Source organism: Arsenicibacter sp. R0_47, assembly GCF_057652235.1.
This window is the reverse complement of sequence record NZ_JBYFCJ010000040.1, coordinates 13,497-30,667: the sequence shown is the minus strand read 5'-3', so window position 1 is coordinate 30,667 and position 17,171 is coordinate 13,497. Positions and strand designations below refer to the sequence as shown.

The 17,171-nt window shown below is 51.3% G+C and carries 13 protein-coding genes; 6 read left to right on the top strand and 7 right to left on the bottom strand.

The window, feature by feature from the left end:
• Positions 1-1,138 precede the first annotated feature (1,138 nt).
• The 5 genes from AC23NW_RS32970 (at position 1,139) to AC23NW_RS32950 (ending at position 7,899) form a co-directional block, all read left to right on the top strand.
• Positions 1,139-1,717, top strand: a complete 579-nt coding sequence (locus tag AC23NW_RS32970; RefSeq protein WP_487454907.1) for a hypothetical protein — start codon at positions 1,139-1,141, stop codon at positions 1,715-1,717.
• A gap of 8 nt (positions 1,718-1,725) precedes the next feature.
• Positions 1,726-4,533 (top strand): relaxase/mobilization nuclease domain-containing protein, encoded by a 2,808-nt coding sequence (locus AC23NW_RS32965; RefSeq protein WP_487454906.1) that lies wholly within the window; start codon positions 1,726-1,728, stop codon positions 4,531-4,533.
• A gap of 128 nt (positions 4,534-4,661) precedes the next feature.
• Positions 4,662-4,925: a hypothetical protein gene (locus tag AC23NW_RS32960; protein WP_487454905.1), complete on the top strand. Its 264-nt coding sequence runs from the start codon at positions 4,662-4,664 to the stop codon at positions 4,923-4,925.
• 91 nt (positions 4,926-5,016) lie between these two features.
• The gene (locus tag AC23NW_RS32955) at positions 5,017-5,436 is read left to right on the top strand and encodes a hypothetical protein (protein WP_487454904.1); all 420 of its coding nucleotides are present in this window, start codon (positions 5,017-5,019) and stop codon (positions 5,434-5,436) included.
• Between the two features lie 432 nt (positions 5,437-5,868).
• The gene (locus tag AC23NW_RS32950) at positions 5,869-7,899 is read left to right on the top strand and encodes a hypothetical protein (protein WP_487454903.1); all 2,031 of its coding nucleotides are present in this window, start codon (positions 5,869-5,871) and stop codon (positions 7,897-7,899) included.
• A 374-nt stretch (positions 7,900-8,273) separates the two neighbouring features.
• On the opposite strand, the gene AC23NW_RS32945 is transcribed toward AC23NW_RS32950, so the two are convergent.
• From AC23NW_RS32945 to traM, 4 genes are read right to left on the bottom strand one after another with little or no spacing between them, the layout of a single operon-like run.
• Entirely contained in the window at positions 8,274-8,759 is a 486-nt protein-coding gene (locus tag AC23NW_RS32945) for a hypothetical protein (protein WP_487454902.1), read from the bottom strand.
• Between the two features lie 11 nt (positions 8,760-8,770).
• Complete coding sequence (locus AC23NW_RS32940; RefSeq protein WP_487454901.1) at positions 8,771-9,373, bottom strand: conjugal transfer protein TraO; 603 nt, start codon at positions 9,371-9,373, stop codon at positions 8,771-8,773.
• 15 nt (positions 9,374-9,388) lie between these two features.
• Positions 9,389-10,642 (bottom strand): conjugative transposon protein TraN, encoded by a 1,254-nt coding sequence (gene traN, locus AC23NW_RS32935; protein ID WP_487454900.1) that lies wholly within the window; start codon positions 10,640-10,642, stop codon positions 9,389-9,391.
• A gap of 50 nt (positions 10,643-10,692) precedes the next feature.
• Positions 10,693-12,360, bottom strand: coding sequence for a conjugative transposon protein TraM (traM, locus tag AC23NW_RS32930; RefSeq protein WP_487454899.1), 1,668 nt, complete (start codon positions 12,358-12,360; stop codon positions 10,693-10,695).
• 106 nt (positions 12,361-12,466) lie between these two features.
• Between traM and AC23NW_RS32925 the strand changes: the two genes are divergently transcribed.
• Positions 12,467-12,631, top strand: coding sequence for a hypothetical protein (locus tag AC23NW_RS32925; RefSeq protein ID WP_487454898.1), 165 nt, complete (start codon positions 12,467-12,469; stop codon positions 12,629-12,631).
• Here AC23NW_RS32925 and traK read toward each other — a convergent pair.
• The 3 genes from traK to AC23NW_RS32910 are packed head-to-tail and all read right to left on the bottom strand — an operon-like array spanning position 12,625 to position 17,135.
• Complete coding sequence (traK, locus tag AC23NW_RS32920; protein WP_487454897.1) at positions 12,625-13,239, bottom strand: conjugative transposon protein TraK; 615 nt, start codon at positions 13,237-13,239, stop codon at positions 12,625-12,627. The two genes, AC23NW_RS32925 and traK, sit on opposite strands and share 7 nt — an antisense overlap.
• A 48-nt stretch (positions 13,240-13,287) precedes the next feature.
• On the bottom strand, positions 13,288-13,590 hold the full coding sequence (locus AC23NW_RS32915; RefSeq protein ID WP_487454896.1) for a hypothetical protein: 303 nt from the start codon (positions 13,588-13,590) through the stop codon (positions 13,288-13,290).
• A gap of 38 nt (positions 13,591-13,628) precedes the next feature.
• A complete protein-coding gene (locus AC23NW_RS32910) occupies positions 13,629-17,135 on the bottom strand; it encodes a TraJ family protein (RefSeq protein ID WP_487454895.1) in 3,507 nt (1,168 codons plus the stop codon).
• Positions 17,136-17,171 lie beyond the last annotated feature (36 nt).

Genomic DNA, 17,171 nt, shown 5'->3' with positions numbered 1-17,171 from the left:
TGCCTCTTCTGTTAACCTATATCCTCACTGTATATATATCTTCAAACAGTATGTATCTCCCCGGCTCCATCTCCTCCTCTATCCTGTCGCTCCTGATAGTTTGTATCCCTAAATAACCCCTATCTTCAGTTAATGTCAATCTCCTGTGACTGAGTAGCTCAACTAACTATGTATCTCAATCAGGTTGATAGCCTCTGCAATCACGTATCCCTTTAGGCGTTACCTCTGCCTATCTCTAATCATATAGCAGCCTTCTATCGGGATAGGTCAGTTATCTCCTGTTAATCGGTCTCGCCAATTAGTATATATCTCCTATTTCTTTATATCGCCCGTAATTAGGTATCTCCAATTAGTATACCTCTTCTATTGCAGTGTATCTCTTATTAGCCTATCTCTTCAGCAGTACTATAGCTCCTGACAAGACACCTCCCCTGCTATTGTGTATCTTCTTTAACCGGAAATCTTCCGATAGTACGTATCCTCTGTTAGAAGGTATCCTTAGGCACCTTAACTGTCTTATCGTCTTAGTCATATAAGTTTTAAATGGATCAACAACTAACTCATAGATAGTTAATTACAATGCAATCGTCCTTTTGATGCACTCTCTTTGGACTTCTATTCCGTTGTCCTTATTGAGTCATTTTGTGCTGGATTATTTGCAGATCGTGCCACCATGAGCTTCAAATGAATTACTGTATACATCGGATGCTCTACTCCTGTATGAGCTGTTTGGCCAACCCGATTCACTTGTTTATTTTGGACATACAGGACTCACAGCTTATTAACCATTTAGCTACCCATTACCAATACCTGATTAATTGTCTGTCGGGAATGGCCACATTATTCAAGTTGTAGTTGACTATCTCAATTATTCATTATAGATTAACAGTTCGATTTATCAAACAGGGCTAAATACGTATTTTAAGACTTTACAGCCCTCTTAAACAACTCCTTATTTTATGCAGAATTATCCTGAGGCAGCAGTTCGCTCAAAACCAAAAACTAAGGTTAGCAGGCTATCCTTTCGTATATACATTTCACTGCGCTTACGCTCCGGAAATGTATATACAAAGGCACCTGCCCTCCGGGGTACTATTCGCCTTGCTCATAGCTATTTACAATATAACATAGCATTATTATGTCAGCTAAAAAACCTACTTCAAAACAGAAGACAACTACAAAAGAAAAGCAGGACAAGAAGGTCAAAGAATCGGGCATCTTTTTCAGGGTGAGCAGTGAACAGCAGGACATGATCTCAAGACTCATGAAGCGATATGGCAAGAATAAAACGGAACTCTTTTTGTTTGCCCTAAAACGACTGAGCCAACGAAACACTGAAGCTCCGGTACTCACGAGCGAAAACGACGAAAAAATAAGGAGGGAAATTATCAATCTGCTCAACAGCTTGACAACCTCATACCGACTCTCCATCTCGGATCAACAGCGTATAGATACCCTGAAAGCCTGGTTAGCGAGACGTACTACTGATCAACAGGCCCCCACTGTTAATCCAAAAACACTCGGGCAAGTCGAGGTATCGAACGATTTCCTTGATGCAGAGGAGCTGCTCGATGAGCTAAAATTCATGGACAGACAGATCACTTCCTTACGCAAAGAAACCATACAATTAGAGCATTCAGCCTACCGCAAGAACGCTTTAGAATTAATAACTGCCATCATCCAAAGCCACGACGCGCTGGTTGACGCGCTTAAATAATTACGACCATGATCGGAAAAACAGCCAAATTCGCTACCTCCTTTAAGCCCGTTCTGGAGTACTGTTATTACGCCGTAAAAGAGAACGGGAGCCTGGATAAAACCCGGGTCCGGGGTGAGTTTTTATCATCCGCGTTTCTCTATACACCATTGATTGATGACCCAAGGGTTACTGGAGCCACAGACCCTTATTCCGATAAACCCGTGGAGGGAAAACGGCTCGACATTGATGAAATAGCCAGCCAGTACGAACAGAAAGCGGCCCTCAACTCCCGGATGCAGAAACCGTCCTGGCACCAGATTTTTTCATTCCCCATCGGAACCGAGCCAGACCCGGTGACGATGAGAAAAATTGTCAAGGAATTTGCTCAGGAGTTTGGACTCGATGACAACCAGATCATGTCCTTTATTCACCGCGACAAAGAACATACCCACCTGCATACGGTCGCCAACCGCGTTAATATGGATGGAGTAAATAATTCGAAAAAGTTTAATAACTATATAGAAGTTTCACGCTTCTGTCGGCGAATGGAGGAAAAGTACGCCTTGGCACCTGATGTCCCGATGAGGGCCGCAGTCGTTCAGGATACCTATAAAGAAGTCACCACCTCCGCAGCCGACCGCCTGAAAGTCGTCATCGACGAAGGCATCAGCAAATACAATTCCGAAAAGGAACTCATCCGCCATATCGAGAAGAAAGGCTACAAGGTCAAGGTAGGGCGCGGTATCTCCTTTGTTGACAAAAAATCAGGGGACCTCTTCAAAGGGTCTGATCTGGGTCGCGACTACTCCTATAAAAACCTCCAGATCCGTCTGAGCAAAAGTGAGCAGGAAAAGCACGAGATGTCGGCCAACATCACCGCCCAGAACGTGCTGCGCGTTCATCTGCTCGATGCGACGGCCCAGAGTAACAACCGCCAGGAATTTTTCGACTACTTACGGGAAAAGCACGGAATAGCCGTCGAAGAAAAAACCTTTGAAAAGAATGGTAAAACCTACAGCAAGGTCGATTATCGCTTCACCCATCAGGGTAAGGAAAACCTCATCCCCCAATCTGAACTGGGTAAGGATATGACGATTGAAAGGATCGAAAGCCAGTTTGGCCGGGCCATCCCTCAAAAAGACGCTCTCCGGCTGCGGTTGTTTATCGGGGACAATCTCGACTTGCATACCAGCACCCGATCCCTTCTGGAAGCGGTCGAGAAAAACACGGACTACCGACCCGTCATCGAAACCTATCAGGGGCAGCAGGGCCAATCGAAAGAACGGCTGATGTTCGTCCACAAAGCTAATCCCAAAGACCGGATCAACTCGTATGACACCCACCGGCAATACACCCTGCACGGCTTAAACACCCACTACAGCCGGATGGAAGAAAAGTCCTTTATGCAGACCGTCCGGGACGAACTGAACCTCGCCGTTCCCCAAAGCACGTCTTTCGGGGAACTGACCGACAAGCTCAGACAGAAAGGCTTGATCCTGACCGTGGAGAAACGCAGTTATGGGAAAGACAAAGTGTATGACCGTAAAAACTTTCTAACCGTTAGAACACCTGACGGCAAACAGTCCGTCGAACAGAAATACCTGGGCAAAACCTACTCTTATGATGCCCTTAAAAAACAGCTTGCCCGTAATGACGATGAGCAGCTCCGGGACCGAATCCTGATCGCCGTCAAAACCGAAGCCCCCTCGATCCGCACCCTTGGGGAACTATGGGCAAAGCTGGCCCGGCAGGGCATTACCGTCAACGAACGCTCCGAACGCAACCCTGCCGGCGTTTCCGAACGCCACCTGACCTATACCCTGACCGATAAAGCGGGCACCCCCCGGACTCTCGATTCCGCCCGGTTTGGTCCCCTCAACCGGACATCCATCCAGCGGAAGGTAGACCACCAGAACCGCAACAGCGACAAAGACGACCTGCGCCGGGCCATCGACACCGGCATCACACGTGGCTTGCAGCCCGACCAGTTGGCCCGCTTCATCAAAAGCGAAACCGACTTTGATACCCGGTCGTCCCTGCGTAAAATTGGCAATAACACCCATACCATTCTGACCTTCAGCCGGGCGGGGCAGGTCAAGCCCATTTCAAACAATCACCTGGAAGTCCAGTACGGCACCGAACAGATTCTGCATCGCTGCCGGCAGGCAAACCCCAAGGGCTACGAGGCCTATATCAAACGCATTGAGTCCAACCAACTCGAATACCCCCTACAGATCAATGACCGGGGGATCACCACAACTTCTACCATGAGTCGGGACCTGCTGGGGCTGCGTGATGTAAGCCGGTCGCTGCCCGAGTTTCTGAATGCCATCACCCGGGAGGGCCGGTATAAGTGGTCGTTTGTTGACCTCTCCGGCGGGGGGAGACCCGAGCTGCACCATGACATGAGCGGGTCCCGGCCCATTCATGGCCTGTCGTTTGGGGTGGAAGGACAAGCGCCTTTTTATTCGGGTATAAACCTGCATAAAGAGCTGACCTACCCGGCCCTGAATCTGCACTTCCGCCAACAACAGACCTTATCGGTTTCGACCGGAGGAGGTGGCGACCCCAAAGCGAAGAATACCGCAGCTGTCGGGCAGCAGAAGCCGCGCATCCTTTCCACCGCAGCCGCCGTTGCATCGGGTATGGAGGCCCAGCAGGATAAGATTCAGGCCGATCTGGATCGACAGGCAGCGCAGATCAACAAGCAGGAGCGGGATGCGAATGCGATTGAGCGTCGGGATAAATCGACGGGGATGGGTGCTGGCCAGGGGCAGAGTCAGGAGGTCAAAAAAGGCAAAAAAATAATTCGCCGGAAACGAGCTCAATTGTAAAAATTAAGCCCAATCAACAGGGTAAAAAAAAGTGTTTTGGTATATACAATTTTTGTCTCTTTTTTTCAACTAAATCGAACATTTTATTTTAGGGTAGCGTTAGTAAATTAAGAGGAAAATAAGAAGCTATGATCTTGCATGAATTAAGCTTCACCTATTCAGGTAAAACGGCGATGGAACAAGCTGGGATGAAGTTTATCCGGCTCGATAATACAGGTGATCAAACGTTGGCCATGTATCGGATACTCGATAGTGACGGTGAGGTGATTATGGATTCGGTCGCGGAAGAGTTTGATGATCCCCAAACCTGGAATGCCCGGTCGGAAGAGGAGCGCAAAGCCCTGATGATTCTGGCCCGTGACGCGCAGTATGGGTTACAGTGGGATAAATAGCCCCGTATTTCGGAGCGTTTTAATGCAAAGCTCCGGTGAATTTGGTTTTTTTAATTGATTGAATTTATTTACAGCTAAAGGATATACGAAAATGGGATTTTGGAGTTGGTTAACCGGTGAACAAAGTGTTCAGCCGACTATTTCTCCCCCGAGTCAACACGCCGGGGTTTATACGCAGCAACAGCCGCAGGCACCGGTACGGGATCGCCGGTTGAGTCCGAATGATGTTCAGATTCATCTGAGTAAGTATACCCCCGAAAATTCGTGGCCGGAAGTGAGTTTTATGGCCGCTACTCCGCAGGGTATCAAATATTCCTGCTCCGGTAGTGATCTGACCATTGTGCCGTATGACCAGATTCGGCAGATTTCCGTAAACATGAACAATGGAATGTTGATGATTGCGCTCTACGAAGAGGATGAAATGTACATCTCTGGAATCCAGAACCTGGCAGGTGTAGCCGATATGCTGGTTCGGACCCGGGAGAGTTATATCAAGTATTTACATCGGTAGGGGTATCGGCATGGGCCGATACCTTTTACCCATTACAGGTGTTCCGACAGACTGCCGGAACTGGCACCTGATCTGTTTATTGCCGTAGGGGGCGTAATCCTTAACCTGATGGGCGCTTTAGAATCAGATCGTCCAATACCCGTAACGGCTCGTCCGGGGTTCGCATTCGCAGCGTTTGTCCCCCTCCTCTCCTTGCTGTTCAATATAGGCAATATCGGAGAACCCATTTAGTGAACTGATGGGGAACAACATTGAGACCGTTGGGGTCAACCAACAGTACATTCCGTTTGAGGCTTTGGACTGACAGGCAATTTCCCGCCAGTAGCCGACCCATACCGGTTCCTACAGACCCAAGCTAATTATCCTTTTGCCCACCCAAAAGACAGGCCGGTTGATCCGCCAGGGTGACCACCCCACTATTATTACTGAACAATGAGCCAACTCTTATCAACGATTGATGACGCGTCCGATCCAACGGATTATGCGACCCGACTTTCGAAACTCAAAGCCCAGCATCAGGCTCCGGGCCAGGACGGAGATATTCTCTTTTGTTATGCTGACGGTCGGTACGGCCAGAGTTACCGATGGATTAAGGTTCTGGAATATCGGTTAGTCGAGAATACCCATGAACCCCAAAAACCCATTCTCTACATCCGGTTTCAAAAACGCGCCAACGAGTCCGATATGGACGCAGCCTACGTGTGGGAGGAACGCGTGACAGACAAATCCTATACTGAATTCATGTATGGAAATGGTCGATGGATGGTCTGGAGTCCGGCCTTCAATGCGTCCCAGATGATGGAGCAGGCCGTAGGTTTACTCGACGGTAAAGGGTTGGATGATCTTCAGAAGCAACTGGCACTGGAGGCCAGTGCTGAAAAAGCCGATCAGCAGGGGTTAGTCCTCCGCAATTCAGCCGAGCACCTGAACCAGATGCTGGAGCATACCCGGGAGCGTACCAGCCAGCTACAGGTCATTAACCAGTTCATGCAGATGGAAATGCTCAGGCGGCAGGCCGCACTTCAGGCCATTCACTCCCAGGCGAACAATTTGCTGGCGACGCTCACCCGCAAGGTAGAGCGCATCATCCGCATGATTACAACCATTGAGTTGTACATGGGTATCGAAGAAGAACTGCACCAGATTCAGGCCGGAGAACCCGCCCCGTCTGACACCCCTATCAGCTTCAGGCAGAAAGCCCTCTACATGGACGAAGAAATCGCCGTTCGGATCGGCTACAAAAACGCCCTTGATTTTGACCTGAGTACTATTGAGAAGTTTGACCAATGGTTGCTGGAGCCGGGCAATCTGGATTATATCATGGCTGAACCGCGAGGGATCATTGCGCTAAAGATTCGTCGTACTGCTAAAGACTATTCGGGTGATCCATTTATTAACGCTCTCCTCAATAAAGAAAATCTCAACAACACCTATTTCCTGATTCGCAATGGCCAGAACGTTTACCGCATATTCACCCATAAGCTGGCCTTAGAAACCCGGCTTTTCCCCTACCGGGATGAACTCGCGTCCCTGGTGGAACAAATGCAGAAGGTGCGATCTGAAACCGAAAAGGACAACATGGAAATACAAACGTTCGTCTACCGGAAGCTCGTCACCTTCCTTCAGGGCTTGCTGGATCGTACCACTGTATTTGGCCAGACTAAAGAACCAATCAATCTATTTCACCTCAACGAGCGTACCCAGGAGCTGATCCGGTTTATCTACGATGATGAACAGATTCTTTCCGATGGCAGGCCGACGTTCACCGCGTGGATGAAACAAATGAATGCCGATATTGTAGAAGGTAGCCGGGTTGTATTAACCGGGATTTATGAAGCGGGCCGCTACCAGTCGGCCCGAAATTTTCAGGACCGGCTCTTTTATTATTGTCATGAAAACAATGTTCCTCCCCTGCCCCAAGCTGGTCGGTATCAGGTAGAGAAAGCCCCCCCCGGTCACGTTTGGGATAAATTTGTGGCCAACAAGCGACCCAAGAACTATTGCGTCCGGTACAATCCGAAAAATACCGTGTATGGCAGTTGGGATGTCTACAATCCCCATGAGCGGAAAAACCGCATAGCCTGGGCCATCGACCCGGAAAAGGACCTCTTTATCCTGAACTATGATGCCGTTCGGGCGGGGGATATTGACTACTACCTGCGAAGCCGTTTACACCGTACTGAGTACCTGCACATGCTACCCGTCTTACAGCAGCTTCTGATCGAGAAACAGGAAGAAGCCCTGGAGGAAGCCCCATTCATTCAAATGGTACTCGATGAAGCCCGTCGGCAACACATTCCCGCTGATACCAAAACGGTCGAAGCAGCCATTGTCTGGTGGAAGACCAAGAACAAGTGGAAACGCGCCATCACCGTTGATGATGCCAAAGCTCTGCGAATGATTCTGACCAGGCTCCGAACTCCGCATACGAACCACGACCGGAATGGGGTAGAAACGCCCTAAATAACGTAATGGAGCGCTCAGGCCATAATATGCGGCCGTGATAGAATACCCGGTTAAACGCGTCTCTAAAGGCTGTTTACGGGCGTTTTCCGGGCTTCTGAGTCATTGGTATTATAAATGCAGTATCGGTATTGTCATTCTTAATGTGTACGATTGTCAAAGTAAATGATTTAAATGTCAAACTTAGTGGTTTAACTGATTGGGTAGATTCCCCGATCAGGACAGCGGGGAAATCAGGAGGGCAAATCCGGTGACCCCAACGCTAACAACATAAAGGGGCGACCAGATCGACCGGTCACCCCTTTCTAATTCGTCGTTTCGTTGCTTAGTTTTGCCGAAACAGGATCGGCCTGGCTTCGGACACGCACGACCCGTTATTTGTCCTTGTAATACACGACAAGCGTTGCCTGCTTCGTTCGATTGTCCCCATCTCTACAGGTAAAGGTGAATGTCGAGGCACCGCCTTTTCGCGGTCTGTACGGAACGAATTTGCCCAGCATCCGGTATTTCGTCTGCAACAGATTATTGTACACTATGGCCGAACTGATGTCGTTCTGTCGAAGCGTATCCGGCCCCATCCAGAAATCTCCATCTCCACCCGAAACTGAAAACGAGAACTTGTAAGCCGATTTGATTTGCTGGGCATCCAGTTGGCGCAGGTAAAACTCAACCTGGAGCGTGTCCGTCAGGAGAAGGGAATCCTTTCCCGGATTACGTACCAGAAAATTAAAGTCCGGATTAACGAACTGAACCTCTGCCGGAGGGGTGGCCTTCGTTACTTCCAGATCACTTTCACAGGCTGAAACAACAGCTATCAGGCCCAGTAGCCCGGCGATAAGACATATTTTTGTGCTTTTCATACCTTGCAGAATTAATGATGGAACCGGTAGCCAAGGTGAATGAAGGTGTGAAAGGGCTGCACCCGTGAGGTGGGATTCCACCGCTGCTTCACGCCCAGGACGACGTTATAGTACTCCACATCCAGACCCATGTCGCCCCCAACCTTGAATCGGGAACGAGCCGCCAGACCCGTCGAATCATACAGGAAGTACTTTCCTTTATTCACCAGTTCATACCCCGCCAATGCACTTAGGGTCGAGGTGACAAAAAACAGCCGGTTCGGGGAGCGATACCACTTGAACTGATACCCACCCGTTGCATAGAACTGCTCCAGGGGAACCTTCAGCTCCGATGATGGAGCGGCTACCAGATAGTCTTTAGTCATATACCCCAGTGTAATGGGCCAGGCATTGAGATTGCGGGTATATTTCCCAAACGTAACCTCACCGGCATACCCAATATTATTTCCGGTCAGCCCCCCCGAGAAGCGGTCCACCCGGGAGACCGTCAGTTGGGTAAAACGCTGACCTTTTAAGTGTGTCTGTGCCTGAACCGTCAGCGATCCGGCCAGCAGAATCCCGACCAGCCCCAGGAGCCGGAAGGAGTTTGGTAGTGCATATACATTCCGTTTCATACGAGAGACCTGGAGTTAGAATGATTTCGCCTTGATGAATACGTCGGCTTCGATGGGGAAACGCAGGTGGCGACTTCCCTGCTTTTCATAGATCTCAACGTCCAGCACCTTGTCAATCGTAAACGTTTTGAGCGGAATGGCGTAGCAAACCACGTACTTTGAATCCGCCTTGAATACGGTCACCTCCTCGGGGAAATACATTTGAGGAACCAGCTCGATTTCCTGTTGGGCGACGCGTTTCATCACGCTTTTATCCCGGATGTAAAACTTGGTGAAGTCGAGATTGTAGTCGATTTCAGAATCGTTCTCGATAGTAAGCTGAATGTAAAGACTGTTGCCATGAACATACAGCGCCGTCGCCCGTGCATTTACTTTCAGACTCGTCGCACCCACGTTTTTGACGAACCGTTTCTGATTGACTGTCTTTTTGGCGAAATACGAAAGCTCATCGACGTTGGGGGCATTCTGAGCCTGATAAACAAATCCGTAGGCCTGATTAATGCCCAGGTCCTGTGAGGTCTTCCGATCCATCCGCATATTGTTCAACACGTTCAGGTTGAGAACCGGCGGGTTGGGATCGTAATGCACCAGAAAGGAAAAGAAGCCGCCATCTTCCAGCAGAACAGTCATGTTCGTCTGTTCAAAAGGCTTGGCCTCACTCGATTTGGCCTGCAAAACGTTTCCGGCGGCTTCCGGAACAACGGCCAGTACGTCAGCAGACCCTGCATCAAACACCTTGATTTTGGAAGGGAAGATGATATGCGTAGTTTTGTGATCCGACAGTCCCAGCACATACGCTCCTTTGATGGCCTGTTTGTCGATAGGCAGCGTGAACGGATAGGGAATAATCTTCACAGGTGTCTTTTTTTCGACAAAGACGGTATCCGGGCGGGGCATGGGTGATCCCGTAAATTCGTACCCCCCCCGCGTCAACGATGCCGTTCCGGTAACTGCGGGTTGTTCAGCCCGTGATCTGGGTGGCTCCCAACCCTTCACTTCATACGATGACGACCTTTTCTTGTAAGCCGACGAACGCGCTATGCCGGTCCGGCGTTTGGGCTTGTCGTCATCACAATCACAATCCTTACCGGATTTCTTGCCGGCCTTAGCCGTCGATTTGGAGGTAGCCGCGAGGGTGGAGCTGCCCGGTGTAGCCGCTTTACTAGCCGAGCGACTGGCCGGTATAGACGGATTCAGGCTTTGGCCGATGGAGGGGCAAGCCAGAAACATAGAAAGACCCAAAACTATTAATGCATTAGCTGTCTTCATTTTTACAATCCTTTTGGTTGTTTAGAAAAAGGGCGGTAGACTCCACCCGGTTAATACTGAGAGGTGTCTTCAACCCGGTTGCCCCGCATCGTCGGATCACTCATATTTGAGTTTGCGCCGCCTTTCAAGAGAATCATGTAATTAGCCCGAATGAGGGCGATAGGCTGTCCCAGCTTGGCACCGGCCAGATTTCTTGCTCCCTGAAAAAGCTGATTGCCCATCTGGTAGGCCATCTGATTGGCGAACTGCTGACCCACATTTCCCGAAGAGTTGACGAAATAAGGCATCTGGGAGGCAGAGGTTCCCGTTTGGACAAGCATCTGACTTGCAGCTTGTTTTGTGTTCAGGTCAGGAACCCGGACCCCGGCAATACCATCCATATCATAGACCTGCATCGCGGCCTGGTAGAGGTAGTTGCCGATGCGAAGGTTCGAGATCGTGATCTGCACCCGCTCACCGGCAATTGAACAGACGCCACTCAACAAGCCATTAGCCGGCAATTCGACCTGATCCCCATTTAACATCAGCACTGCCCCTTCTGTCAACCGGATTTTAACGGTAGACCCGTTAGTCACTTTAATCACGTCAGCGTCCCCATGAATCACGGCGGGTATCGCCAGGTTTTTCTGGCTGGGGCCACTCCCCGTTGGGGACTGCCGTTTTCCATTCAGACCATAGAAGCCATTGCGACGACTCACATTCTGTCCCAACTGCTGGCCATTGTTTTGCCGCTGAATCACCTGAGTCAGCACAATCCCTGTATTGTCACCCGCCAGGGCCAGCCGCTGTTCCTCGGCCATTTCCTTGCTGTAGTACTGGGCGAGTTGAGCCGGTATCTGTCCTTTATAGTAGGCTTTTACGCGGTAGAACTCTTCCATCTTCAGCCCTGGCGTACCGCTCTGAGCCAGCCCCCCTGGCTGACCCTGACCAACCGGTTGCTGCGCCCCCGCTGCGACACCCCCTTGATTGGATACAGCCATCGCGTACCGGTTTGGATTTTGGTAGTACTCCTGTGCCGCTCTGGAATTGGATTCCATATTGGCCAGAATCCGCTCCTGCGTCCTGCGGTCGTAGGCCTGTTTCTCAGCCTCCCGTTGCTGGTCAAGAAGCTCCTGACGACGGGCATCCTGAAGGTTACGCACGACTGAACGCTGTTCGGCTCCCATCCGGCTAATGTCTGAATTTACCCGGCTGGAGATTTGCTGCTTTTGCTGGTAAGGGTTGGCAGCCCCCCCCCCCGCAGGCTGGGTCGAACTAACTTCCCGTAGGTCACGGTCGGAAAGCGACTCATTGGTGCCAAGCGACCATTTCCGGGGTTCCCCCGTCAGCATCAACGTGTTTTCGTCGGCGGCTTGATCCGTTGGATTCAGCGAACTGGTCGGACTGACATTGGGGCCTACATTGCCATACTTATTAACCGCATCCATCGGCTTGTTGCGGGGCGTAACCACACCCATTTCGGGTTGGGCTACCGCCAAGGAATCAGCAGGTGCAGAGGCCGAGAGAAACCCGCTCTGCACGAAATAAAACCCCCCTCCAACTAAAATAAACGCAACGACGAACAAGACTCCGAGCTGTTGCCTACCGAGTTTGAGTTTGCGTTGAGTCTTGTCGCCCACCACTCCGGGCTGTAAGGGAGTCGGGTTTAGCGATTGCTGTTGGTTGCTCCCGGACGGATTGCCGCTGGCTGGGGGTGTCGGGTTTTGATTGGCTGCCATTGGATAAGAACTGATTTAATGATTGAATTGAAGGAATGAGAAAAACCAGGAGAAATCCGAACATGACCGTCAGCAGGATAATGTTCCGGGTTCGGAATCCGACCCGGTGCTGCCACTCATTGAGGTAAGTGGCAATCCGGTGCTGATAGGCCAGGATGTGCTGAGCAAGTCTGGCTCCCTGTTCGCGTCGTACCTGCTCCAGATGATCGGTCTTTGCTTTATTGCGTTTAAAGACGCGGAAGACACTGTTCATAGGCCGGCCAATTATTGATTGGTGGAGAACACAACTTTATTGTCAACCATGTGAAAGTTGCGGATCAGAAAGCCATTCGGGCTGTTCTGCGACCGGTTGACATCTTCCAGATCACACACTGTCACCAGTTGCCGGATCGTTTGCGCGGTAGAACGGTTCTGGGTGATTTTGAAATGAGTTACCACCTTATAGGGGTAGACCTTCATGTCCAACTGAACGCTGTCCATCTGCACCTTCTGGGTAACATTCCCCTCAATCATCTGCCGGTAGTACCCTTGTTCCTGGAGGTTATCATACAACAGTTTGGCCGAACGGTCCGCCAGGAAAAACGCCTTGTGGGTATTATCCTCAATGGACTTGGGATCAGGCGAAACCGAAAAAAACAATTCGTGAAACCGCGTCACATGATACCGGGCCTCGGCCGGGCGGTTGTCAGACACATCCCCGCAGGTTGCTTCAATGGCATCCCCCCGGTTAATGAGATAGATACGCTGCGAAAACGAATCCACCATTTCAAAGCTGAAATAGATGGTGGTCAGACACAGGACCAGCGCACACGTAAATACCGCAATGATGAGTATGCGGCCGCGCTGGAAATTCTGCTCCATCTGCATGAGTTGTTTCATAGTTCGATTGGTTTTAAGTACTTTCTCTCAAAAATAAAACAATTGTTTTTATTTAGCCTTCTTCGTATCACGCAGTCGCATAAATTCTTCAAAAACCGAAGTTTTGGGGGGGATTTTATCCGATTTAACCCCTTCAATCTCATAGATTTGAATGCTTGCGCCCCCTCTTTTCCCGTTATGGAAGATGTAGGAGAAGCGGGAGACCGATTTCATCTGCTTCAGGGCATAAAACATGGTCATTCCGGTGATTAATGTACTTGGAATCAGTACATAAAAAAACAATTGTTCAAAGTCTCGGTATGTACCGAGCAAATTCGCCCGGTACTTCTCCTTAAAGCGAAGTCCTTTCATACTATTAAATGATTAATTTAATCTTCCCTGATGCCCTGTTATTTACCATCACCGTAGCGCCGTTCCCGACGGGCATAGTCGTTATCGCCCGGTTCATTAAACATACGTCCGCCGTCCAGGGCGTCTGAGGATGACAACTTATTGCGACGGCGTTCCTGCTGGTCTGCCTGCCGGCGACGACGTTCGATAATCTCGTCTGACGTATCCAGATAGGCAAAATGCTGGAGGCCCCGCGAAGCCCGGGAGGTATTAATCATCAAGTCCAATCCCATACCGGCTCCCTGCCGGGCACCCTGTTTCATGCTCTGGACAAGATCGCTCTGTCCTACATTCCGCGAGGTGTTGACAATACCCTTCCGGGCCATCCCCATCATCCCACCGAAATCTGACATGAAGCTGCTGGCCTGTTGCGGATTCTGGGGCTGACGAGCCGGAGCCGAAGGTTCGGGCTGGCTATTGACCGTATTGACAGACTGACTGACATACCCCTCAGCCGGTGCCAGACTTACCCGGGGTGGTTCCGGATTGACATGGTATTTTTTCTGAAGCTCCCGAACAACCTCCTGATGATACTCGATGGTTTCTTCCCGCGACTGAAAAGGCTGGCCACCACCGCTCACATTGGGCTGAGGCTCCAGACTGGAGAATAAACGCTCCTGATCGCCCCTGGCCATCGACGAAACCGGCATGGCATAGCCAAGCCCATTGTATCCTAAAGGCATACCCGCATTCGTAATCGGCATGGACCCCGCTGGCGGCACCGATTGACCCGCATAGGAAACCGGTCGGCTACCCGATGGAGCGGACTGTCGGGGTTGCGAGAACCGGACACGGGGACTCGGAACCCCCGTCTCCGAGGAGACATCAATAGGTCGCTGTGGAGCCATAGCTGCCCCTCCGCTACTATTCGTGGGTCCGACGATAATCGTCCGGTGAATGACTTCATTCGGCTGCTCGGACGAACCTACCGAGACAGGTTGTTGAGGCATAGCTGCGTCCTCATACCGGGTTACGTAGCTTGAGGAGTCGGGTGTATACCCTCCTCCGGCTGGCATGGAGGGCGGTGACGAATCAACGGGACCCTGACTGTCGGAATAGCCGCCCCCACCCGAACTGTCCGATGAACCACTGCCACTCTGGCCAGCGGCATTCGCAGCCTGAAGTTTCCGCAGATACTCTTCCCGGCGCTGTTGTTCACGTTCCCGGCGGTCCATCCGTTCGGCAGACGTGTCAAATCGGGAGAAATTATGGAAGGCATCATTGAAGCGGGATACCTTAACCAGTACATCCCGGCCCTTATACGCACCTTCTCTGAAACTGGCCTGCCGGAATCCTTGCAGGAATGCTCCAACAGCGGTCGATGGCTGCGATTCAGCCTGACGCTCGGGGTCAGCCCCAGCCGACCGGTTATTGGAACTGCTACCCGCTGAACCCTGGCCCGTCTCGGAACCGCTGCCTGCCGGTACAACCATGTCGATGTCATCATAGCCGCCTTCAGCCGGTGTCCCGCCACCACCAGATGGTACGGACATACTTGGCATAGCAGCAGCCTCATAGACCTCTTCGTTTCGCTCGATAGTTGGTCGGTTACCGCCTGTTGCAGCATCGGCACCAGACTGACTCTGACCCGATCCGCCCCCTAAACCGAGGGCAGACTTACCCTCTCCCGCGTTGCCGGACATACCGGTTCCTGCACCGCCAGCCGGAGCCGACGATTTTGCTTTCGATCCACCAGGAACATCTCCGGACAGTGTACCTCCGCCTTTCGAGGAAGCCCCTTTATCAGCCGTGACTTTGGCATCCGTAGTACCAGCCGGAGAATCTTTATCCTTGTCGGTTCTGGCACCCGCCAGTGCGGCTCCAGCCCCGGCGGCTCCGGCCACCAGCAGCGCGTCAGCATCTTTCGTGCTGCCTTTGTCACCACCTTTCGCCGGCTCGGCGGGAGTGCCGTCCGGATTCAGGGTTCCCGTTCCGCCAGCACCTTTAACACCCGTGGAGTCACCGGCTCCTACGCCAACACCCGGCGTTTTGGTTGTTGCCTCGGTGGAAGTTCCTTTACCCCCCTGATCAGAACCGCCCAGTTTGGCCGGTGCCCCTTCGGATCGGGTAGAGTCACCGCCAACACCACTTAATATGGCGGGGCCACCCATTGCGCCCAGCGCTTTACCCGCGCCGGCCAGCACTTTCTCTTTCTCGGCATCCGGTTTACCTTTCGGATCGACAGTAAGTCCTGGCCGGGCATTCGGTAAACCTTTCGTCGGTGTTTTGGCCGTATAAGCCGAACCACCGGACCGGCCACTAATTTGATTGGGATTAATATCGACGGATTTAGCCGCCCCTTTGGTCGTCGTTTTACCACGTCCATTCGGATCATCGGCACCTCCTTTCCCATCCAGGGTTTTTGCGGATTCTTTTCGGGAGCCGTACCATGCCCGTACACCGGAGACGCCACCGGCCAGTTTTTCAACGGTTCCAAACGCCAGCATTGTACCGCCCAGTAACGCGCCACGACCCATTGTGGCCGCTGCCCCTCGTACAGGCTGACTGCCCCGGTCCAGTAAACTCGTTGCCCCGGAAACCATTGCCCCAACCCCGCCAGCGGTAACGAACATATTCGTCAACGAAGGCACCTGGAAAAACAGGACCAGACAGCAGCACAACAAACCAATGAAAGCCACGCCCATCAGCGTCGGATCGGTATTATCCGCTCCCGTTTTCAGGCCATAGGAATCGAAGTACTGGGTGTAGGCGTAGAGGTACTTAAACGTAAAGGCAAAGGCGATTTTTCCGACGATGGACGCCACAAAGGGCATCAGCGTATAGTTGATGTATTTGGCAAACCACTCCGACATGGCCGAAGTCATGCCCGGAAAGATCGCGCAGGCAAATGCAACCGGAGCCGCCAGCCGCAGAATAATGCGGTAGCCGATTGAAATCAGCAACAGGGCGGCTTCGGCCACCTGCATCATAATCAGAAGTATGTCCTGGATCAGACTCAGGAGCCAGGCCTTTATATAATCGGCCCACTCAGCAAACTGATCACTGACAATTTCCGTGAAGGAAGCTCCCACATCGGTACTACTGCTGTACTTATTGCCCATTTCGTCCACGTACTCATCCTGTTTAGGGATGGTGCTGGCTTTCAGGGCGTTCTCCTCCGCTTTTTTGTCCCACTTTTTAGAGATCGCATTCTTCAGCAAAGCTTCCTGCGTCTCAATCCGCTTAAAAAGCGTCTGATTTCCTACCTCGGAGCCTTGCACAAGCCGGTCTCCCAGCCGGTCAATCACATTACACAGAGACGGCACCAGGGCAATGAGCATAACAATAAAGAACGGACGCAGCATCGGCAGAAAATCAATGGGTTCGCCCCGCATGATCTGTCCGACCAGCCGGGAGAAAATGTAGATCAGCGCACCGATGCCAGCGACCGCCCGTACCTGTTGGGAAATCATTCCGTAGGCCGAAGAAGCACTACCGAAAAGATTGCCCGAAGCCAGCATTTCAGCATACTGGGCTTTAATGAGCGTAATAATGTCCTGTAGCATATAGATAAATCGTTCGATTTATGTTGTTTTTTGGCA